Raw genomic sequence first — 21087 nt, 5'->3', positions numbered from 1 at the left:
AAAATTTAATTATATTTTCTTAACAAGTGATTATATTTTCTACAAAATCACTCTTTTTTCACGGTTAATTCACATTTTTTGTGCAAATATACTTTAGTAAACTGCTTTCAACTCTCGCTATAATGGCGTTATTCTGTTCGTACTTACTATTTATTTAATAAGACTAATATTCAGCTTTTATTCTAGGATGTTTTTATGCAGTACTCTCAACTTATTTGGGTCAGTATGTTAAGTATTGGTTTAGCAGCACCCGCTTACGCCAAACAACCTGAGATTGCAGGCAATAAAATTGCTGACGATACTGCATTATCAACATCTGATAAGTTGTCTACCTCAAATGATAATAACCAGCCTTTAAACAACGATATTGCTAAGGCTTCACAACCAGCTTTAGAAAATTCAGTTAACACCAATGGATCTATCAAAGATTTAAAAAATTTAAAAATTGATAATTTCAAAGTCAATGCAACAGCAGCATTACCTGAAAATGAAAAAGATCCACTTCAACCTTTAAACAGACAAATCTACGCATTTAATGATGTTGTCGATCAAAATGTCTTGCGCCCCATAGCCGTGCAGTACGCTGATAAAGTTCCAGAACAAGTTAGAGATTCAGTACGTGGCTTCCGAGACAATTTGGGTGAGCCATGGAATGCTGTAAATCAGGTTGCTCAAGGTCGCTTTAAACGTGCCGCACAAACGTTTGGTCGTTTTACATTAAATACAATTACAACGCTTGGTTTCGCTGATCCTGCACGTCGCTTATCTCTCCCAATGGAAGATGAGGATTTTGGAACTACTCTAGGCTATTACGGTGTCCCTTCTGGTCCTTACCTCGTTCTTCCTTTTATGGGACCAAGCACCCTCCGTGATACTGTTGGTCGCGTAGTGGATAGTCAGGCACGCCCTCAAAAATATTTACTCGATGGTCATGATCGCATCTATTATAGTGACTGGGCACTTAGCGCATTAGATACACGTGCTCAACTTTTAGAGATTGAACAAGTCTTGCAAGGTGACAAGTATGCAGCAATGCGTGATGCCTACTTACAACGAAAAAACTATGTTATTGCTGAAAAACGCGGTTTAGAAACGGGTTCTGGACTATTTATTGAAGATGATTTTTCAGATGATGAATCCTTCATGGATGAGTCTATGGAATCCGAATAGAAACCATATGCAAGTTAAAGTCTAAATCTTCTGTTTTTAGACTTTAACTTGGCGTTCGATATAAGTTCGTCTAAGATAGTTTTATAAATAAAGCATTTAGGATTGATTCTTTCATCTATGTATTTCATTCAACCCACTCGTGACATCCATCTTCTAGATAGCGTTCTAGAGGCTCTGCCGAGTTTACAAATGATTCATATAGATGATCTTCATCTTTACGATTCAACCATCATTGCCATTAGTGATGTTAATGATTTTCTGCAATATAAATGGACCCTCCCTACGATCGTGATAGGTCATGCAGATGAGGGACTTCAACTCTCGCAAGCATGGGAACTTGGTGCACTCGCTGGCTGGATTTGGGATCGTCTTCCAAAAGACCTCGCAAAATCGATTGCTAAAATTGAAGCAAAATACAAACGTAATCAGGACAGCCGCGACCTGCCCTCCGCAGCCGAATTACAAAAAAAACTATTACCCAACCCAATCGACCTACTTAATTATAAAGTCGAGACTTTATTTCAACCGTCAGCTTACTTATCTGGTGATTGGTATGATTATTGGAAACTCAGTGATCGTGAAATCTTATTTTATCTCGCTGATGTTTCTGGACATGGTGTAACAAGCTCACTTCTTACCTCTTGGATGGCTGCATTTCACGGTAGATCGAAAACCCCACGAGAACTCCTCAAAAAACTTAATGGCATGCTTTTACAAGAGAACATCGAAAAGCATATTACAATGATTGCAGGCACATTGAATCTAGAGACCCACCAGCTTAAGTGGTCAAGCGCAGGGCATTACCCTCCAGCAATTATCTTTGAACCTAATCAGGATGCTCGCATCCTCAACACCAGCAGCTTTCCCTTAGGTCTTACTGAAGATCTCGAAATTGAAGAGTTTGAATGTACGTTGAATCGTGGAGCTCGTTTTATTATTTGCTCAGATGGTGCACTTGAACCTTTTGATGGTGGATTGAATGAACAATTCACACAATTGGTCTATCACTTGCAAAATCAATCATTCGAAGTTCCTGAACATGTTGCAGATGATATTGCAATACTCAGCTTCCAACGTCTAAATTAAGTTAATAATCAATAGTGTAGCTGTTTATAAATCGATCTACGACTGAAGACTACTTGAGTATCGACTTGCGCTATGTGATAATTTTAGCATCCTTTCTGCAAATGGCATTTATATGTCAACAGGTCATGTTGAATATGCAAGCTTGGATGGTACGCACATTTTCAAACTCATTGGAGAAGTGCGCGCTCAATCTTGTATAAGCCTTGATAAATTATTATCTCGGATTGAACAACAACAAAACGTCGTAGGCGCAATTGTTGATTTAACCCAAACTACATTCATAGACAGTACTGTGCTTGGAATCCTCGCAAAACTTGGATTAAAGCTCAAACAAGTGCATCAAGTTCAAGCTGTTATGTTATCTACTAACCCAGATATCACTACACTTGCGAACAGTATGGGTCTTGGTCAGGTTTTCGTAATTTTAAACTATTGCGGAGATCCGAATGTGTGCACGCGCGCTTTATTGGACGAACACATCACACATAATGCAATGCTTTCAACTGTATTAGATGCTCATCGTACATTAATGAAATTAAATGCTGATAACCAAAATATGTTCGAACCTTTGGTTAAACAATTAGAACAACAACAAGATACCATCGATCACAGCATCTGATATTCTCTTAAGCATACTGAGCGCTTAAGGAGAACCTCATGACAACCTTACTTTCTGTCACCCAAATGAACTCCCAAAATGATATTGAAAATAACTTTCAAGTCATTGAATCATTGTTAGCAAAAAGTAAGAATCAAGGGGCCTCCTTGATCGTTTTCCCGGAGAATTTCGTTTGTTTTGCGGCAGGCAAACAGCGTGAGACTGCTGAACGATTTGAAGAAATACAATCTCGTTTAGAACAACTTGCTCATCAATATCAAATGTGGATTGTTGCTGGGACACTCCCCTGTCCTTTTCGCCCAGACGGCACCATTGTGCCAGATGGTCGTGTCAGAACAACCAGTCTTTGTATTAGCCCTGAAAAGACAGAAGCACGTTATGACAAGATTCATTTATTCGATGTTCAAGTCGGTGATGCGGTAGGTGGATATCAAGAATCTAAGTTTTTTGAACCAGGTGATCAAACCGTCATTGCTAAAACTCCATTTGGCAATATTGGTTTAATGGTCTGCTATGACCTTCGTTTTCCTGAACTTGCTTTAAAGCTGCGCGCACAAGGCGCAAATATTTTAACAGCACCTTCTGCTTTTACTTACACGACAGGTCAAATGCACTGGCAATTACTTTTACAAGCTCGTGCCATGGATAGTCAATGCCAAGTTTTAGGCTCAGCTCAACAAGGGTGGCACGGTGAAAAAAGACAAACCTGGGGTCACTCTGGTGCTGCGAATTCTCGTGGTCAATTGTTAGATATCATCTCTGAAGAAGGTGCTCAAATGATTACAGTTCCGTTTGACATCGATGAACAGAAAAAAATTAGAGAATCGATGCCATTAATTCAGCATCGTAAACTTATTCAGCTTTAACCTGCTCACACATAAAAAATTGAATACCAAGCTTTACAAAATTACCGCTTATCATTCCTTTTAAATCAGAGAGTATAGATATTCACCTATACTCTATCTGGAAGGAATCATGTCATTAGAAAAAGTTGTTTATACCGCACATGCAAAAGCTACTGGTGGGCGTGATGGGCGTGCTACATCATCAGATCAAATTTTAGATGTTCGGCTCGCTGTACCAAAAGAAATGGGTGGTCCCGGTGGTGGAACAAATCCAGAGCAATTATTTGCTGCTGGTTATTCTGCATGTTTCTTAGGTGCGATGAAATTTGTTGCCAACCGCGATAAATTGAAAATCACACCAGATGCTTATATTGAAGGTGAAGTGAGTATTGGTCCTATTCCAACTGGTTTTGGAATAGCAGCCACTTTAAATATTCATCTGGAAGGCTTGGATAAAGAGCAAGCTCAAAAGCTAGTAGATGCTGCTCATATCGTTTGTCCATATTCAAATGCAACACGTGGCAATATTGATGTGACCTTGAATGTGATTTTTTGATCCAGTTGTTTCAATCCTAAAAATCACGCTGATATGCATATTGCATCTCAGCTTTTTTAGCGTTGTAGGTTAAGTTCATGTTAGAACTCATTTAAAATCAGTTGTTTAACCATATAAAAGAAGCCCTTTCATCTCCGATTGGGCTCTTTTGTTGAATCCTCAGCTTTCGGGCTTAATTTCAAATCAGCGCTACTTCGTTTTATCGAGAATTATTAAATAATCTCTGAATCACTCCGCCGCTTCGTTTGTTACTCGAAGTACTTCCTCTAATGTACTCTTACCTTCAAGCACCTTTCGTAATCCATCATCACGTATCGAACCTGACTGCTGGCGAGCATAGTTTTCAACTTCAAACTCTGCAGCATTCCCGTGAATCAGACGGCGCATTCCATCATCAACAGGGACGATTTCATAAATGGCGGTACGACCACTAAAACCTGTATGCGCACAATGTTCACACCCCTCTGGTTGAGGCAGATTGAGCGCAATACCATCATGGACATTCTTAAAAATTTCTTTTTCAAAGTCATCCGCGGCACGCCAACTATGACAATGCGAACACAAAGTACGAACCAATCGTTGCGCAATCACACCAATTAAAGAACTCGACAGAAGAAATGGCTCAATTCCCATGTCTTTTAAACGCGTCACTGCACCAATCGCAGTATTGGTATGCAACGTCGACAATACCAAGTGACCCGTCAAAGATGCTTGCACAGCAATTTCTGCAGTTTCTAAATCTCGAATTTCCCCCACCATCACCACATCGGGATCTTGACGAAGCATCGCTTTCAATGCACGCGCAAATGTCATATCCACTTTAGTGTTAACCTGAGTTTGTCCAATACCTTCAAGTTGATATTCAATTGGATCTTCCGCGGTCAAAATATTCTTAGATCCATCATTTAAATCCGAGAGTGCAGCATAAAGTGTCGTCGTTTTACCAGAACCTGTCGGTCCGGTCACGAGAATGATACCGTGAGGACGATGCACTAATTGGGTTAATCGCTCGTAATCATCTTTCATCAGACCCAAATGGGTCATATTTAAACGACCTGCTTGCTTGTCTAAAAGACGCATTACTACGCGCTCACCATGTGAAGAGGGTAAAGTCGAAACACGGACATCCACCTCACGACCAGCCAGTCGTAAAGAGATACGACCATCCTGAGGAATTCGCTTTTCAGCAATATCAAGTTTTGCCATTACTTTAATACGTGAAACTAACAATGGGGCAAGTTCACGACGTGGTTGCACGATTTCTCGAAGTTGCCCATCAACACGTAAACGAACCGATAACTTTTTTTCAAAAGCTTCAATATGTATATCTGATGCACTCACTCGAATGGCTTCGGACAATAATGCGTTAATCAATCTAACAATCGGAGCATCGTCTTCCTGATCCATCAGATCTTCTGCTTCAGGTACTTGATCGGCTAAACTTAACAAGTCAGGATGATCTTCTAAACCAGCAGCCACTTGCTGAGACTCGCCTGTCTCGCCAGCATAACTTGAACTGAGTAACTGACTAAAATCTTGTTCAGTCGCCAATTGATATTGGGCTGTACGCCCCACGTAACGGCGTGCTTCTTGCAAAGCAACCAAAGCTGTATCTTGACGACGGACAATAAAAACTTGATCCCCTTCATAACGCAACAAAACGCCATGCTTTTTTGCAAAACTATACGGTATTTGTATTTGTTTAAGTACTTGCATAAGGGATGATAATCATGATTAAAATTACCTCGAGTGTACTCTAAGCATTTGACAGCGTGAAGACAGTTTTTTAATGAATTTATTTAAGGATATTCCCTATTGTCTCTAGATCAGAAACTTGAGCAAAACCCTTCAACTTTAAGGTGGTGGGGTGAGCAGCATTTTGAACTCAATCAAGTGCGTGCTTGGCAATTTGGTTCATTGCTCTTTCGACTCACTCGTGGCTTACAAGAATGGCGCATGGAGTACTACCGTCCTCAAATTCAATACGACTACGAACAAAAGTGGCAGGAAATGGATGACCCCCATTTTTCATTTCCTCGTCCAGTACATGTTGAACGTTACATGTTCAGGGAAACTCACCCTAAAATTCAATTGATACCACGTCTTGCAGATCGATCTGTGGTGATCCGTCCTGTAGACCCAATTTACATTCCAGCTGGTCAACGTGGCACGCTTTATATTAGTACCCCTCTGTGGCTTTCAGGTTATGTCGAAAGTCAAAAGACCCCATTATTCGATATACCGGTCATTATGCCTAAAGATACATGGTTCGGTCCTGATCAACGCAGTGGTGAAATGTGTTACGCCACTTCAGTCGATGGTCGCACAGAACTCAAACAACTTCGTCCACGTGCATTTCGTGCGGTCACTCCAATTGACTTTCACAATGTCAGTGGACATCAACTCCGTTTCGATCGAATGAATGTACCTGTTCCTGCCCTGCCTTTGTTTTATAGTGAAAGTACAGAGCGATTGTGGACGTCACAAATTAAAGTCATTCACGAAGGGATGGATCGACCAGCACGTATTCGTATTGAAAATCGCACCCCACCATTGGCAGGTGATGTAATTTATGTCAATCCAGCACGTGCCCCAGGTAGTACTTTATTTAACATGTTTGATTCATTCTTCTAAGGGGGGGCATATGGCAGATAGTCTTACCGGCACCATTGCTGATAGCCTCAAAAGTATATTTACCAATATCAATACGGATCGCTTAACTGAAATTATTATTGCGATTGTGCTTTGCTTTATTGGATTCCTTTTTGCTCGAGTCGTTTCCAATACTTTTGTGAGAACGATAGGCGCCAAATTTAATGCTCATCAGCGTTTGGTATGGCGGCGCGGTATTTTTTATTTTATTTTCCTCATCTTTGTGATGGCGAGTTTAAAAGAAGCAGGTTTTAAATTAAGTGTATTTCTAGGTGCTGCTGGTATCTTGACCGTAGCGCTGGGTTTTGCCTCCCAAACCTCTGCGACGAACTTGATTAGCGGTTTATTCTTGATTGGTGAAGGTTCTTTTGAAATTGGTGACACCATTCAAATTACGTTAATTCGTGGACATACCATCGAAGGCGAAGTGATCTCCATTGATTTACTGTCTGTGAAATTACTGACTCAAGATAATGTCTATGTCCGTTTACCTAATGAGCAATTAATTCGTGCTCCCGTACATAACCTCTCTAAATTCCCGATACGGCGCATTCCCATTACACTTGCAATCAACTTTCATGAAGACATCATTAAAGTACGAGAAGTTTTATTAAAGGTGGCGAACAGCTATCCTTTGGTGTTAGCAGATCCTAAACCAGCTGTGACGGTAACCGCATTCCGTGAATCTTCAATCGAATTGTTATTCGCCATTTGGTGCCAACAGGAAAACTTTTTGAAAGTGCGTGATGAAATGCAAGAGCGGATTCGAAATGGTTTTGTTGATCACCATATTGAAATTCCTGTACCTAAAATGGGTTTTGTTGATCGCCCTCCACAACCCTCGTTGACAGATGAGGAAATAGACCAATACGCCAATGATAAGGAAATCAAAAGAGAGCCTAAATTATAATGAATTAAGGTTAATGCTTGATCTCAGGATCAAGCATTAGTCTCTTCTACTCGTTTTTGCTCTGGCGCTGGAGCGATGTACGCAATAATCAACATTAATCCTCCCGCGCCTAAAAATGATAAAACTCGACTTAGAGTGCCGATATGGGATAAATCTAACAACACCAACTTAAAAGTCACGATCGCCAAAATACTTGCACCAAACATCCATACCACTCGATTATGGATGACAGCGGCATATTTCATCACAATGAATGCCATGACCACCCACAATAATGTCAACGCCAATTGCACTGCAGAATCTTGCCAAATGATCCACTGGTTATAAGGTGTAGCAAAATAAAAATGTAAGGCTCTAAGAAGTACATAACTACTTACCCATAGCACAGCGAGTAAGATCAAGAATGCGCCAAGTGTTCGCTCTAGCCCCATTCTGATTTGACTGCGAAGCACCTGAATAAGTACCCACAAACCAGTCAGACTGACGACATCAATAGGGTTTAAGATTGGGATAAAATATTTCCAAAAGGGTTCTACCACCCAAATTTGTGAGCTGACAATCCAGCACAACAATAAAATGAGGCTAGTCTTAGTTAACCAAAGCTTATTCAAGTCTGTTGTTTTAAAAATACTATAGCCATAAAGTATCAACGTTAAAAGGACAGCTCCCATCATAGGTGACATTGAAACTACACCCACGCTGGCACAAGCTAAAGAAGCGAGTCCACCAAAGGCGATCCATTCATTTTCATACTGAGCATTTGAAATTGGTTTTAACCACAGATAGCTCAGGCCCAAACAAGCCAAGATAAACAAGCCTTGCTCACCAAATGACTGCCAGACGATGACTCCTTGAGTGTATTGATCGATCAGCATAATAGCTGCGAACACTACAATAGGAATCAGCCCCAACCATTTTGGTAATAACCATGACCATGAGACTACTTGGCGCGGTTGCAACACAAAATTGGCAGCAAAATAAATCGCAGTTGTGAATGCAAGTGTGTAGATTAATCTCATTGGTTCACTAAAACTTTCCACACCTTGATAAAGCAGTAAAAGACTCGCAAAAAAAGAAAAAATGGACAGGAAAATTTTATCTGCCAGTGTCAGCTGTTTTTGATAACGTATAACAACATTGGAGACCACAATCGCAAGGATATAACTTAGACCTAGTAACCATGGGATGATATTTGGAATTGATGCTAACTCGATCAAATAGTATACATACGAAAATAATCCAACTGCTAACAACGCATAACCTAATGTTCGACCTACCCTAAACTCACGATGCAAGCCCCAAATTAAAATAAGAAGTCCTTCAATGATCCACCCGATCACACTCCATACTTGTGGGATCAAGATCGGCGGGATAAAACTTAGAAAAATAAAACCTAACATTAAATAATTTTGTTTAATCGCCGTATCAAATTTCGCGTGCTGCACAACTTTAAAAATCGCAAAGTGAGTCAATGCAAAACCCAAACACAAGGCAATTTGAACCGATGTTTGATCTAAATACATGAGATGTAAAAATGCATATGCGACCAAGGGACTGACATAAATCAATGCGGAGTCAATAATACGCTGACCTAAATGAGCTTGATTTTGATGTGTAGCGAGCTGGTTAAATCTGAAACCCAACCAAATAAATACACTCGCATGTACAATAACTAGACAGGATAAAACGAATCTCTCTGCAACACCGCCATTCAGAAAGCCATAACCACCACCGATAACAACAATGAGCAGCAACGCTATTTGAGTGAGTATTTTCCATGGATGTAATGTACAAATTACACCTACAACACAATTGACCGCTAGATAATAAGACAGTAATTGAGCTGAGGAAAAATCTGCATGAGGTAATGTGAACGGTGCAATATAAGCAACCAAAACTCCCATCAGGGAAAGCTCCACTGACCGCTGTTTTAAAATCAGCATGACCAACGACAGCATGCTCAAGCTGTAAAGCGTAATCGTATTAATGAGATTTAACAGATCATCGTGATAAGCAAATAGAATACTTAATAACAATCCCGCAAAACCCAGTCCTTGTAAAGCAAGACCAAAGCCGCGGTTTTTTTTCTGTATATGATAACCAAAGGCAACACATATGACGGCGATGACAGCAACAGCCAAAAGTTTGATTGAAAGACTTAAGGTCCAATGTTCAACCATATATCTCAATAATAAGACGACCCCAATCACTAGGACGGTAATCGCAACTTTGAGAACAGGATTACCATGAAAGATCCATCGTCTGATTTGCATCCCAAAACCCAAATCATGCTGCTGATTTGTCTGGATTCCCTCTGAATCTTGTAAAATACTTGTGGTGCTGGTCTGATCGTCTCGATCTAGTTTTATTAGCTTTTCCTGCAAAGCACCGATTTGAATTAATCGACCCTCAAGTTGTCGCAACCAGTTTAGAAAAAAATAAATCCAGAATGTTAAACCTAATCCAACCAACCATGTCCAATCGAACAAACTACCAATTAGTGCAAAAAATGACGAAATATATAAGGGCAATCGTGATGTATTCTGCTTCGAATAATGAGTCTGTTGCTCAATGTTGGTAAGCGGTTTTTCAACATGATGGGCATATTGCATAACACTTATGAGGAATGCAGCAACACATAAAAACGTAATGATCGGCAACTCTAGAACCCAAGCACTGATCGCTACTATGATGAGTAGCATCAACCAAATCATTTTTATTTCACTATGTTGCTTCAGCATACACATCATTCCTTTTTAACTAGATTGATGATACCTCAGCAAGAATTGGCATTTTGCGTTTTTCATCGCATATTCTGTACACTTGATTGCAAATCTTGTATCAGCGCAACTGCTGAAAATCACGTACAATAAAAAAGTTAATTGGATTAGGAACGTTTCAATGCCACCATTTGTCTTGGTCGATGGGTCATATTTTTTATTTCGTGCTTATCACGCACTACCACCGCTAACGACGTCAACAGGTTTACAAACCAACGCAATTCGCGGAGCTATTTCTGCTATCCAAAAATTAATGCGTCGTGTTCAACCTACACACATGGCTGTCATTTTTGACACACCTGAACCAACTTTCCGTCATCAACTTTCCCCAATATATAAAGGGGATCGACCGAGCATGCCTGACGAACTCGCTCAACAAATTCCATATTTACATAATTTAATACGCGCTTTAGGTATCCCACTCCATGCCATTCCAGGCGCGGAAGCCGATGATATCATCGGTACGCTGGCAAAACGTGCAGAAAAAGAGGGCTATCAAGTCTTGATTTCTACAGGCGATAAAGACATGGCTCAATTGGTCACGGACAAAGTGACACTTGAAGACAGTTTTAAAGACAAGCCCATGGATGTGAATGGCGTTTTTGAAAAGTTTGGTGTTTGGCCGAACCAAATTATTGATTATTTAACCCTCATGGGAGATGCCTCTGACGGCATCATGGGCGTTCCTGGTATCGGGGCAAAGACTGCGGCTAAACTGCTGAATGAATATGGGTCAATAGGCGGAATTCTTGAAAATGTCGATAAAATTAAAGGCAAAGTAGGCCAAAATATTAAAGACAATGTAGATGGTATTGCGCTAGATCATCAGCTAGCAAGTATTGTTTGTGACTTAGACATGAATCTGACCTACGATGATCTTAAACTCCGAGATCCAAATGTTGCAGAGTTACGTCAGCTTTACACCGAACTTGAGTTTAGAAATCAACTTCAGTCTTTAGATCATCCCAACAATCCAAATAGTGCTGCGTATAAACAATCAAGTCAAGTTGTCGCAAAACCGAGTACTGCAACATCGAAAATCGAAGACCAAGCGGTTCAGACTAGTGTAGATGATCAGCTTGGCGAGGCAACTTACCATACCGTTTTAACACCAGCGGATTGGGAAAAACTCTTTCAAAGATTGACTACTGAGAAACGTTTTGCTTTCGATACTGAAACCACAAGTTTAGATTATCGTGTTGCAGAGATGGTAGGCTTCTCTGTGGCATTTGATGCCCAAGATGCATATTACGTTCCGCTTGCTCACGATTATGAAGGTGCTCCAGAGCAATTGGATCGCGACGCTATTCTTGCGCAAATCAAACCAATTTTAGAAAACGCTGAGATTGAGAAGATTGGTCATCATTTAAAATATGATGCTCATATTCTCGAAAATCATGGAATTCATTTACAAGGCTGGTACTTTGACACCATGCTTGCCTCGTACGTGCTCAATGCTGTGGCGACGCGCCATGGTATGGATGACGTTGCGCGCGTTTATCTTAGCCACTTAACCACCACTTACGAACAAGTGGCGGGCAAAGGTGCTAAACAAAAAACCTTTAATCAAATTGAAATCGAAACAGCAGCGCATTATGCCGCTGAAGATGCCCATGTAACCTATCGTTTGTATGAGGTATTGGAGCGTAAGCTTAAAGAAATCCCAGAGCTTCTCAATATTCTTCATCAAATCGAAATGCCGACAGCTGCAGTTCTGACGACGATGGAAGAAAATGGAATTCAGCTCGATTTGAGTTTCCTCGATCAATTGGGTCAAGAATTTTCTAATACAATTCTAGAGTTAGAAAATCAGATTATCGAAATCGCTGGTCAACCTTTTAATGTCAGCTCACCTAAGCAGGTGGGTGATATTCTTTTTGATAAGTTAGGTTTAAAAGGTGGTAAGAAAACTTCAACAGGTCAATACAGTACCAGCGAAAGCATTCTTGAGAAAATTGATCACCCGATCGCTGCACTTATTTTAGAATATCGTGGCTTGTCTAAATTAAAAAGTACCTATACTGACGGTTTAATCAAACAAGCCAATAACGAAAGTCATCGTGTTCATACCAGCTACCATCAAGCTTTAACCGCAACTGGACGATTATCTTCTACTGATCCTAATCTTCAGAATATTCCAATTCGCGAAGAGATCGGTCGTCAAATCCGAAAAGCTTTTGTTGCACCTGAAGGTCGGGTTTTACTTGCTGCCGATTACTCACAAATTGAACTACGTCTTATGGCACATTTTTCACAAGATGAGGCTTTAGTTGACGCGTTTAATCACGGCCAAGATGTTCATCGCCGTACTGCAGCAGAAGTATTAAATATTGCTTTGGATGATGTAACCAATGATCAACGTCGCCAAGCCAAGGCAGTCAACTTTGGATTACTTTATGGCATGTCTGAGTTTGGTTTAACACGTCAGTTGGGATTCACACGCGAAGAATCTCAAAATTACATTAAACAATATTTCCATCGCTATCCTGGCATTTATGAATATATGCAACGCACACGACAAGTCGCATTAGAACAAGGCTTTGTTGAAACCATTACAGGGCGACGCTTATACACCCCAGATATCGATGCGCGCAATATGATGATTCGAAAGGCAGCTGAACGCGCTGCAATTAATGCGCCTCTTCAAGGTTCTGCTGCGGAGATTATCAAAATGGCAATGATCGAAGTAGATAAAATTCTACCTAAAGATCAGGCCAAATTATTATTGCAAGTTCACGATGAATTAGTGTTTGAGGTAGATGAAGCGATCGCTGACGAGATCGCTATTAAAATCGCAGATGCAATGCAAGGTGTTGTTCAACTCTCTGTGCCACTTGTTGTTGAAGTCGGCAAAGGGAAAAACTGGGGCGAAGCGCACTAATTTCTAAGATTCTTAGATTGTAAAAAAGGACTCAAATGAGTCCTTTTTTATGAAATTGTTTAAATCCACAATTTAGATTTAACCAATTGATTTCAACATGATTTCAGCAATATAAAGTGTAAAGAATGCAAGGATTGGAGAAAGATCAATCATCCCTAAATTTGGCATTACTTTACGGAATGGTGCCAACATCGGTTCAGCTAATTCTTGAATCACTTCAATATAGGGTGAACGTGTTTGTGAAAACATCAAAATCCAACTACATATGATGTAAGCGAACAGTAAATATTTAAGAATTGAAATTAATGCCTGCAACATTGAAAGTACTGTTGAACCAATAAAATACAATGCATCGCCTGTTGGTAAGGCATTTAAATATTTATAGCCAAATACCTTAAGAAAATACAACAACACGATCAGCACTAAAGCTGCTAGATTTACACGCCCCTGTGCCACAGTTGGCAAGATTCGTCCAAACACATCTACAATTTTAGTTGCTTTCACTGTCGATAGCACAACAGGGTTATATGGACTGACTGCCGCTAATTGCATTAAAAAACGGAAAAATACCAATAAAATCGCAACATTAATGATAATGTCAAAAAATAGCGCAGAGTTCGCACCCATACTTCAATTTTCCTAAAATTTAGTTATTTAGAACTATCACTTAATTCCTGAGCGAGCTCCTGACTGCGTTTTTTTGCAGCCGCAAGAGCAGCTTGAATATTCTGTGAAATTTGCGCTCGATCAAAAACTTCCAAGGCCGCTTGAGTTGTACCATTTGGTGATGTCACATTTCTACGCAGTTCAGATGGCGTATTAGAACTGGTGATCGCCATTTGTGCAGCACCGAGAGCTGTTTGTAGCGTTAATGCTGTTGCAGTTTTCTCATCCAAGCCTAAATTTTTCCCAGCACGAATCATACTTTCCATCATATAGAAAAAGTACGCTGGACCTGACCCCGATACCGCAGTTACTGCATCAATTTGCTCTTCTGAGTTTACCCAAAGTGTTAAGCCTGTTGCAGCTAAAATCTGACTTGCCAATTCACGCTTTGCTTGGTCAACAACGTCATGAGCATATAAACCATGGGCACCTGTTTGAACCAATGCAGGTGTATTAGGCATGACACGAACGATAAAATCCGTCCCCGTTAATGCAGCAATCGTTGCAATTTCAGCTCCTGCTACAATCGAAACAATTAACTTATTCTCAAATTTATCTTTTAACGGTTTAAGAACTTGTGCCAGTACTTGTGGTTTCACCGCCAGAACAACAACATCAGCATTTTGGATCGCGTCTTCATTATTGTCTGTAACTTGAATTTCTTTTTCTTTTAATAACTCTCTCACACGTTCTACAGGATCGGAAACTGTAATACGCGTTGTTGGTAAACCACGACTAATCAACCCTCCAATTAGGGCTTGAGCCATATTACCACCACCAATGAAACAAATATTACAGTTTAACGCAACACTCATGAACGACTCTCAACCTTGATTTTATAGCGATGAAACTAACTTTGGCTGCCAACCACCGACTTCACAATACTCTGATTCAGCCAGCCAAAACCCTTTTGGCGTGAAAACACCAAGCATAACATTATCTAAGCTTAAAATTTGAATAGTATGACGCTTCCATGGAAAAATTTGTGCCTCTTGAATTGCTTTTTTTAATGGCCATTTCCCCACACGTCCATGCAAATGGACTTTTTCCCCACCTTGACGATAATGCAATGTCAAAGGCTGATTTAAAAGTTCTGTACGCAGACCATACTCTTCCTGATGTTGGCAGATCTTAAATTGACCCGAAGCTAAATTTACAACTTGCTGGATTTCAAATTTTATTTCTGAATCAGTTGTATTCGATTCTGCTAAGTATTCATCCTTAGCAACTCGATATAAGATGTTTTGGAAACGAACATAATATTGTCCATTCCAATGCAATGCTGCTTGTGCATCAGGTTTCGCCAAAATAACTTCTTCAGTCAACCGCTCTACCATCTCAAATGCAGGACGGTATTGATCCTTACCTTTCATCCAATTGGATAAAAGTTGTCTTCTTCTTGCTAAACTTAATTGATTGAGTTGTCGTAAATCTAGATGATCATCATCGCCACAGAACGCCAAATCTTGCTGTAAAACCTCTTGCAAAATTTCATCCGCATCTTGCATCAGCACACTAGTTCTCACAATCGCCTGTTGCATTTTAGGGAATCGGCTTTGCAAAATATTCCAAAGCTCATGACGGCACCAAGCTCGATCATAATGCGTATCAAAATTGGTCGGGTCATCCACGTAGGGCAATTTGAGTTGTTCTACCCATTGGCAAATCTGCTCACGACTTAGATTCAATAGTGGTCGCCAAATAATGATGTCTTCACGTGAATCTAATAATTTCATCGCGGACAACCCCTGTATTCCAGCACCAGAGAACAAACGTAATAATACGGTCTCAGCTTGATCCTGCTGATGATGTGCCAGTACTAAAATATCTGTGTCGGATAAATGATGTTTAAAAGCTTGATAACGTGCTGCTCGAGCTTGCTGTTCCAAATTCCCCTCAGCAACTTGAACTGTCTCGAGAACCACAGGGATGTGCGCTGCTATACAAAATTGATGGACGAATTCAGCCCATTCCTGATTTGCAGATTGCAACTGGTGGTTAATATTAATCGCACGGATTTTTTGGGGAATTAATTGAGACATGATATACAGCAACAGCATGGAATCCATGCCGCCACTGCATCCCACTAAGAACGTGTGTTCATCACCAAATTTGGCAATTTGTTTTAAGAAGCTAGACCTGAATTGTCGCTGCCAAACTTCATTAAACGTTGGTAACGTGCTTCGCATCTTGCATTTGCATCCATTGGAACAAGCTCATCAAGTGCAGCTTGTAACACATGTTTTAATTTATCCATGACTACGTCTGGCTGAAGATGAGCACCCTCACCTTCATCTACAACATACTCAACAATACCAAGTTCTTTCAGTTTATCCGCAGTGAGTGCAAGTGCTTCACTCGCTTGCTCAGCTTTTTCAGCAGTTTTCCAAAGAATTGAGGCACAACCTTCAGGTGAAATCACAGAGTAAATACTGTGAGAGAGCATAATCACACGATCTGCAACGCCAATGCCTAATGCGCCGCCAGAACCACCCTCGCCTAGAACAGTCGCGATGACAGGTACTTTTAAACTTGAGAGTTGAGCTAGACTCGTAGCAATTGCTTCTGCTTGTCCACGCTCTTCAGCACCTACACCAGGGTATGCACCCATGGTGTCAATAAATGTGAAAACTGGAAGATTAAAGCGTTCAGCCATATCAAGTAAACGCTGAGACTTGCGATAGCCTTCTGGATTACTCATCCCAAAATTATGCTGTAACTTTTCACGTGTACTACGACCACGATGTTGACCAACCACCATCACAGCCTGACCATTAAAACGTGCTAAACCGCCAACCATTGCACCATCATCACCATATAAACGGTCACCATGAAGTGCATCAAATTCTGTAAAAATTTCGCTCACATAATCTAAAAATTGTGGGCGATCTGGATGACGCGCAATTTGAACCGTTTTCCATGCTTTAGATTGAGCAGCTTTATTTTTCATAAGTCGATGAATATCCCTAAATTAACTATGACGTAGTTAACTAATAAAATTCGCTTATCAGCTTCTGTTAGCCAATAAATTGTTCCGACTGAATATTCAAAACGATATCCCAATGTTTAAATTGCACCTGCTCATCATGCAGCTCTGCAACCAACAAAGGCCATTGTTTTGCATCACCAGAAACTTTCAGTTGCCATTGTTGCTCATCTAATATCTTTAATTCAATGGCAGGAAGCATCTCATCGCTTCGGCTGTGATTCAGCAAAATTGCGAGACGAAGGAGCAAACATAGATAGACAAGTTTAATTCCACCGACTTTCGTCACATCATTTTTTGCTTCAGCACGCAATTTACGGCGATGATGAGCGACCAAATGTGACAAATGATTTTGATCAATTTGTGAAAAACCAGCAATGTCAGAATGCTGAAGCAAATATGCGCCATGACGATGATAACCACTATGACTAATGGCTAAACCTATTTCATGAAGATAAGCTGCTCGACGTAGCAAATCACTATCGTCATTATTTAGACCAAGCGTTCCTGCCACGCTATCAAATAATTGTTGAGCCGTTTCAACAACACGTTCTGCTTGTTTTTGATCAGCACCATAACGCCCCATCAAGGCTTGTACGCTACGATCTCGAATATCTTCATGCTGGAAGCGCCCGAGCAAATCATACATTACACCTTCTCGTAAGGCGCCATCTGAATAGACCAGCTTATCAACTTGAAGAACTTCAAATACAGCGTATAAAATCGCAATACCCGCAGGTAGGACTGCACGACGATCTTCCTTAAGACCCTCAAATTCCATGTCTGAAATATGTTTATATTTGAGTAATTTATCTTTAAGTTTTTCCAAGCCTTCACGAGTCAAGTTTTCCTGATCATCGCTCCAGCCCATATTTACCGCAATTTGACGACAGGCTTTAATGGTTCCACTTGAACCGACAACAGTATCCCATCCTGCCGCACGATAAGTTGTCGCGATACCCGAGATTTCTTTGCGTGCAGCAGTCACCGCACGATCGAAAGCTTTTGGATTAATATCGCCGTCTGCAAAATAGGCCTTCGTAAATGCAACGCATCCCATTTGCACGGATTCAGTATGAATCGGCTCAAACTCTTCACCAATGATTAACTCAGTCGAGCCACCACCAATATCAATCACCAAACGGCGACCGCTGTTCGCCATAGTATGTGATACACCTAAATAAATTAAACGTGCTTCTTCACGACCAGCAATAATTTCAATAGGTTTAGGCAGAATTTCAGCTGCTTTTTGAATGAATTCATGCCCATTTTTAGCTTGGCGCAACGCATTGGTGGCGACAATTCTTAAGCGATTGGATTGGACTGAACTTAGGCGCCCTACAAATCGAGCTAAGCATGCTAAACCACGTTGTTGAGCAGCTTCTGTCAAATTTTTATTTTCATCTAAACCTGCGGCCAATTGGACCTTTTCAGACATCGATGCGACTTTTTTTACCTCACCATGATCAACTCGAGCAATCGCCAAGTGGAAGCTGTTTGAGCCCATATCAATGGCTGCAAGGAGTTCTTCATCAATCAAAAAATCAGACATTGTTGCGCTAAGTTCAACCAGAATTGTGCCTAGATTAATTCACATAACTGTAATTTAAAAGCCATTTATTTAGTCAATTTAACGACTATTTAAAAAATCATCATATATGACAATTGTGTTACACCGATCATGGAAATCGTGAGCATCAATTAGACATTTACAGAATTTAGTCCGAAAATAAACCCTATCCCCTACTTTGTTAAAGTGGTCTATGTAATACTTATATACATAGATAGACCGTTTTCAAAAAATTATTCGGAGCAAATTCCATGTCTGCTAATATTGTTAATACAACTGATGCTAATTTTGAAGCTGACGTTTTAAATTCTGACACGCCAGTTCTTGTTGATTTTTGGGCAGGCTGGTGTGCGCCATGTAAAGCTATTGCTCCTGTACTTGAAGTTTTAGCAACTGAATACGAAGGTAAGGTTAAAATCGTAAAAGTTGACGTAACTTCATGCGAACAAACTGCTGTAAATTACAATATTCGTAATATCCCAGCTTTATTGATGTTCAAAAATGGTGAAGTTGTTGCTCAACAAGTTGGTGCAGCTCCTAAATCTAAACTTGCAGCTTTTATTGAAGAAAATATCTAATTCTTTCAATTTTAATTGCCTTGAAAGCGTCAAATTTTTGGCGCTTTTTTTGACGGTAAAATTGACAAAGAGCCATATCTCACTTATATTGCATGATCAAGAAACACTTGGACAATTTCTCCTCGTTTCTTACAATACACAAAACATAAGATCGCCGCTCGGCTAAAGAAATTGTTTACACATTTCTCCTCGAAAGAACTTACTAGATTCTGAGTTTGTTATTGTGCAAATCAATTGCTGCTCTTTTCTTGCACTGCGGATGTCTTTTGCTTCTATTCTATCTGTGTTCCACACTTCCTTTTAATTCAATCGACCATTTATGAACTTAACTGAACTCAAGAAAAAACCGATAGGCGAACTCATCAAAATTGCTGAGTTCATGGGCCTTGAAGGAATGGCACGTAACCGTAAGCAAGACATTATTTTTGCCATTTTGAAACGCCATGCTATGAATGGTGAAGAAATTTTCGGCGATGGTGTTCTTGAAATTCTGTCTGATGGTTTCGGTTTTTTACGTTCTGCAGCAGGGTCTTACCTTGCGGGTCCAGATGACATTTATGTCAGCCCTTCTCAAATTCGCCGCTTCAATTTGCGCACTGGGGATACGATTACAGGTACGATTCGTCCACCAAAAGAAGGCGAACGTTATTTTGCACTTTTAAAAGTGAATCAAATTAACTACGACACGCCAGAAAACTCTCGCAATAAGATTCTTTTCGAAAACTTAACGCCTTTATTCCCAACTGAACAATTAGTGATGGAGTTAGGAAATGGTTCGACTGAAGATTTAACTGCGCGTGTTGTCGATTTAGTTGCTCCAATTGGTAAAGGTCAACGTTCAATTATTGTTGCACCACCTAAAGCTGGTAAGACAATGTTGATCCAAAACATTGCTCAATCTATTGTTCGTAATAATCCTGAATGCTTCCTAATCGTTCTTCTCATTGATGAGCGCCCAGAAGAAGTAACAGAAATGGAACGTACCGTTCGTGGTGAAGTTGTTGCTTCAACATTTGACGAATCACCTGCACGTCACGTTCAAGTCGCTGAAATGGTGATTGAAAAAGCGAAACGTCTGGTAGAACACAAAAAAGACGTTGTTATTTTGCTTGACTCAATTACACGTTTAGCACGTGCATATAACACTGTTATTCCATCATCAGGTAAAGTTTTAACTGGTGGTGTTGATGCCCACGCTTTAGAACGTCCAAAACGTTTCTTCGGTGCTGCACGTAATATCGAAGAAGGTGGTTCACTTACGATCATTTCTACTGCTTTAATTGAAACTGGCAGTAAAATGGATGAAGTCATCTACGAAGAATTCAAAGGTACAGGTAACCAAGAAATTACGCTTGATCGCCGTATTGCAGAGAAGCGCGTATTCCCTGCGATGAATATCAAGAAATCTGGTACACGTCGTGAAGAACGTCTCATGGATGAAGATAAACTACGTAAGGTTTGGATTTTACGTAAGCTTCTCCATCCTATGGACGAACTTGCTGCGATGGAATTCTTACTTGATCGCATGAAGGAAACCAAGACCAATGATGATTTCTTCGATCAAATGAAACGCAAAGCTGCCAACTAATACGCAAAAGGCCATCATTTATTGATGGCCTTTTATTTGGGTTGACACCATTTACATAAATACACAATACCGACTTTTGAATGTAACTTTTCTTGCAAGTATGTGATTTTTATCATCTTGTATTTTAATTCCCTTTATTTTTTAAGTATTTACTTAGTATTTCTCCAATTCAAAATGCAAAAATGATTGTAATTTTCTGT

At 40.2% G+C, this 21087-nt stretch carries 17 protein-coding genes; 10 read left to right on the top strand and 7 right to left on the bottom strand.

Annotated features, from left to right (window positions below; genetic code table 11):
* Window positions 1-195: 195 nt before the first annotated feature.
* From AC1M9N_RS12730 to AC1M9N_RS12710, 5 genes are all read left to right on the top strand, one after another.
* A complete protein-coding gene (locus AC1M9N_RS12730) occupies window positions 196-1170 on the top strand; it encodes an MlaA family lipoprotein (protein WP_481591515.1) in 975 nt (324 codons plus the stop codon).
* A gap of 117 nt (window positions 1171-1287) precedes the next feature.
* Window positions 1288-2256, top strand: coding sequence for an RsbU family protein phosphatase GigA (gene gigA, locus AC1M9N_RS12725; protein ID WP_035268527.1), 969 nt, complete (start codon window positions 1288-1290; stop codon window positions 2254-2256).
* A 112-nt stretch (window positions 2257-2368) separates the two neighbouring features.
* Window positions 2369-2875, top strand: coding sequence for an anti-anti-sigma factor GigB (gene gigB, locus AC1M9N_RS12720; protein WP_035268529.1), 507 nt, complete (start codon window positions 2369-2371; stop codon window positions 2873-2875).
* A 38-nt stretch (window positions 2876-2913) separates the two neighbouring features.
* On the top strand, window positions 2914-3741 hold the full coding sequence (locus AC1M9N_RS12715; protein WP_481587539.1) for a carbon-nitrogen hydrolase family protein: 828 nt from the start codon (window positions 2914-2916) through the stop codon (window positions 3739-3741).
* 109 nt (window positions 3742-3850) lie between these two features.
* On the top strand, window positions 3851-4276 hold the full coding sequence (locus AC1M9N_RS12710; RefSeq protein ID WP_481608957.1) for an organic hydroperoxide resistance protein: 426 nt from the start codon (window positions 3851-3853) through the stop codon (window positions 4274-4276).
* Between the two features lie 228 nt (window positions 4277-4504).
* Here the strand turns inward: AC1M9N_RS12710 and gspE are convergent, their stop codons facing one another.
* Window positions 4505-5992, bottom strand: a complete 1488-nt coding sequence (gspE, locus tag AC1M9N_RS12705) for a type II secretion system ATPase GspE (protein ID WP_481588729.1) — start codon at window positions 5990-5992, stop codon at window positions 4505-4507.
* Between the two features lie 99 nt (window positions 5993-6091).
* On the opposite strand from gspE, the gene AC1M9N_RS12700 reads away from it, so the two are divergent.
* A complete protein-coding gene (locus tag AC1M9N_RS12700) occupies window positions 6092-6910 on the top strand; it encodes a hypothetical protein (RefSeq protein ID WP_092768367.1) in 819 nt (272 codons plus the stop codon).
* Window positions 6911-6920: 10 nt separating this feature from the next.
* A complete protein-coding gene (locus tag AC1M9N_RS12695) occupies window positions 6921-7838 on the top strand; it encodes a mechanosensitive ion channel family protein (protein ID WP_180028502.1) in 918 nt (305 codons plus the stop codon).
* A 29-nt stretch (window positions 7839-7867) separates the two neighbouring features.
* On the opposite strand, the gene AC1M9N_RS12690 is transcribed toward AC1M9N_RS12695, so the two are convergent.
* A complete protein-coding gene (locus tag AC1M9N_RS12690) occupies window positions 7868-10579 on the bottom strand; it encodes a DUF2339 domain-containing protein (protein WP_481954852.1) in 2712 nt (903 codons plus the stop codon).
* 160 nt (window positions 10580-10739) lie between these two features.
* Here AC1M9N_RS12690 and polA point away from each other — a divergent pair, with 160 nt between their 5' ends.
* The gene (gene polA, locus AC1M9N_RS12685) at window positions 10740-13499 is read left to right on the top strand and encodes a DNA polymerase I (RefSeq protein ID WP_481610016.1); all 2760 of its coding nucleotides are present in this window, start codon (window positions 10740-10742) and stop codon (window positions 13497-13499) included.
* Between the two features lie 78 nt (window positions 13500-13577).
* On the opposite strand, the gene AC1M9N_RS12680 is transcribed toward polA, so the two are convergent.
* The 5 genes from AC1M9N_RS12680 to ppx all read right to left on the bottom strand — a co-directional run bounded on the left by AC1M9N_RS12680 (window position 13578) and on the right by ppx (window position 18703).
* Window positions 13578-14126 carry a YggT family protein gene (locus AC1M9N_RS12680; RefSeq protein WP_092768361.1) on the bottom strand — a complete coding sequence of 183 codons (549 nt, stop codon included), beginning with the start codon at window positions 14124-14126 and terminating at the stop codon, window positions 13578-13580.
* 23 nt (window positions 14127-14149) lie between these two features.
* Window positions 14150-14980 (bottom strand): pyrroline-5-carboxylate reductase, encoded by an 831-nt coding sequence (proC, locus tag AC1M9N_RS12675; RefSeq protein WP_481597628.1) that lies wholly within the window; start codon window positions 14978-14980, stop codon window positions 14150-14152.
* 21 nt (window positions 14981-15001) lie between these two features.
* Entirely contained in the window at window positions 15002-16354 is a 1353-nt protein-coding gene (gene tilS / locus AC1M9N_RS12670) for a tRNA lysidine(34) synthetase TilS (RefSeq protein WP_481591520.1), read from the bottom strand.
* Window positions 16291-17115: an acetyl-CoA carboxylase carboxyltransferase subunit alpha gene (locus tag AC1M9N_RS12665; RefSeq protein WP_035268558.1), complete on the bottom strand. Its 825-nt coding sequence runs from the start codon at window positions 17113-17115 to the stop codon at window positions 16291-16293. The genes tilS and AC1M9N_RS12665 overlap by 64 nt, the downstream gene beginning before the upstream one ends.
* Before the next feature lie 67 nt (window positions 17116-17182).
* Window positions 17183-18703 carry an exopolyphosphatase gene (gene ppx / locus AC1M9N_RS12660; RefSeq protein ID WP_035268561.1) on the bottom strand — a complete coding sequence of 507 codons (1521 nt, stop codon included), beginning with the start codon at window positions 18701-18703 and terminating at the stop codon, window positions 17183-17185.
* A gap of 269 nt (window positions 18704-18972) precedes the next feature.
* Here ppx and trxA point away from each other — a divergent pair, with 269 nt between their 5' ends.
* Together trxA and rho are read left to right on the top strand one after the other, a co-directional pair.
* Window positions 18973-19299 (top strand): thioredoxin, encoded by a 327-nt coding sequence (gene trxA / locus AC1M9N_RS12655; RefSeq protein ID WP_035268564.1) that lies wholly within the window; start codon window positions 18973-18975, stop codon window positions 19297-19299.
* Window positions 19300-19618: 319 nt separating this feature from the next.
* The gene (gene rho, locus AC1M9N_RS12650; RefSeq protein ID WP_035268567.1) at window positions 19619-20887 is read left to right on the top strand and encodes a transcription termination factor Rho; all 1269 of its coding nucleotides are present in this window, start codon (window positions 19619-19621) and stop codon (window positions 20885-20887) included.
* Window positions 20888-21087 lie beyond the last annotated feature (200 nt).

The organism is Acinetobacter sp. ANC_7655, from assembly GCF_056784015.1.
This window is presented reverse-complemented; position numbering and strand designations above follow the sequence as displayed.

Excerpts from the sequence above, each read along its gene's own strand:
- AC1M9N_RS12730 (WP_481591515.1), top strand. The coding sequence starts at position 196 with ATGCAGTACTCTCAACTTATTTGGGTCAGTATGTTAAGTATTGGTTTA.
- gigA (WP_035268527.1), top strand. The coding sequence starts at position 1,288 with ATGTATTTCATTCAACCCACTCGTGACATCCATCTTCTAGATAGCGTT.
- gigB (WP_035268529.1), top strand. The coding sequence starts at position 2,369 with ATGTCAACAGGTCATGTTGAATATGCAAGCTTGGATGGTACGCACATT.
- AC1M9N_RS12715 (WP_481587539.1), top strand. The coding sequence starts at position 2,914 with ATGACAACCTTACTTTCTGTCACCCAAATGAACTCCCAAAATGATATT.
- AC1M9N_RS12710 (WP_481608957.1), top strand. The coding sequence starts at position 3,851 with ATGTCATTAGAAAAAGTTGTTTATACCGCACATGCAAAAGCTACTGGT.
- gspE (WP_481588729.1), bottom strand. The coding sequence starts at position 5,992 with ATGCAAGTACTTAAACAAATACAAATACCGTATAGTTTTGCAAAAAAG.
- AC1M9N_RS12695 (WP_180028502.1), top strand. The coding sequence starts at position 6,921 with ATGGCAGATAGTCTTACCGGCACCATTGCTGATAGCCTCAAAAGTATA.
- AC1M9N_RS12690 (WP_481954852.1), bottom strand. The coding sequence starts at position 10,579 with ATGCTGAAGCAACATAGTGAAATAAAAATGATTTGGTTGATGCTACTC.
- polA (WP_481610016.1), top strand. The coding sequence starts at position 10,740 with ATGCCACCATTTGTCTTGGTCGATGGGTCATATTTTTTATTTCGTGCT.
- AC1M9N_RS12680 (WP_092768361.1), bottom strand. The coding sequence starts at position 14,126 with ATGGGTGCGAACTCTGCGCTATTTTTTGACATTATCATTAATGTTGCG.
- proC (WP_481597628.1), bottom strand. The coding sequence starts at position 14,980 with ATGAGTGTTGCGTTAAACTGTAATATTTGTTTCATTGGTGGTGGTAAT.
- tilS (WP_481591520.1), bottom strand. The coding sequence starts at position 16,354 with ATGCGAAGCACGTTACCAACGTTTAATGAAGTTTGGCAGCGACAATTC.
- AC1M9N_RS12665 (WP_035268558.1), bottom strand. The coding sequence starts at position 17,115 with ATGAAAAATAAAGCTGCTCAATCTAAAGCATGGAAAACGGTTCAAATT.
- ppx (WP_035268561.1), bottom strand. The coding sequence starts at position 18,703 with ATGTCTGATTTTTTGATTGATGAAGAACTCCTTGCAGCCATTGATATG.
- trxA (WP_035268564.1), top strand. The coding sequence starts at position 18,973 with ATGTCTGCTAATATTGTTAATACAACTGATGCTAATTTTGAAGCTGAC.
- rho (WP_035268567.1), top strand. The coding sequence starts at position 19,619 with ATGAACTTAACTGAACTCAAGAAAAAACCGATAGGCGAACTCATCAAA.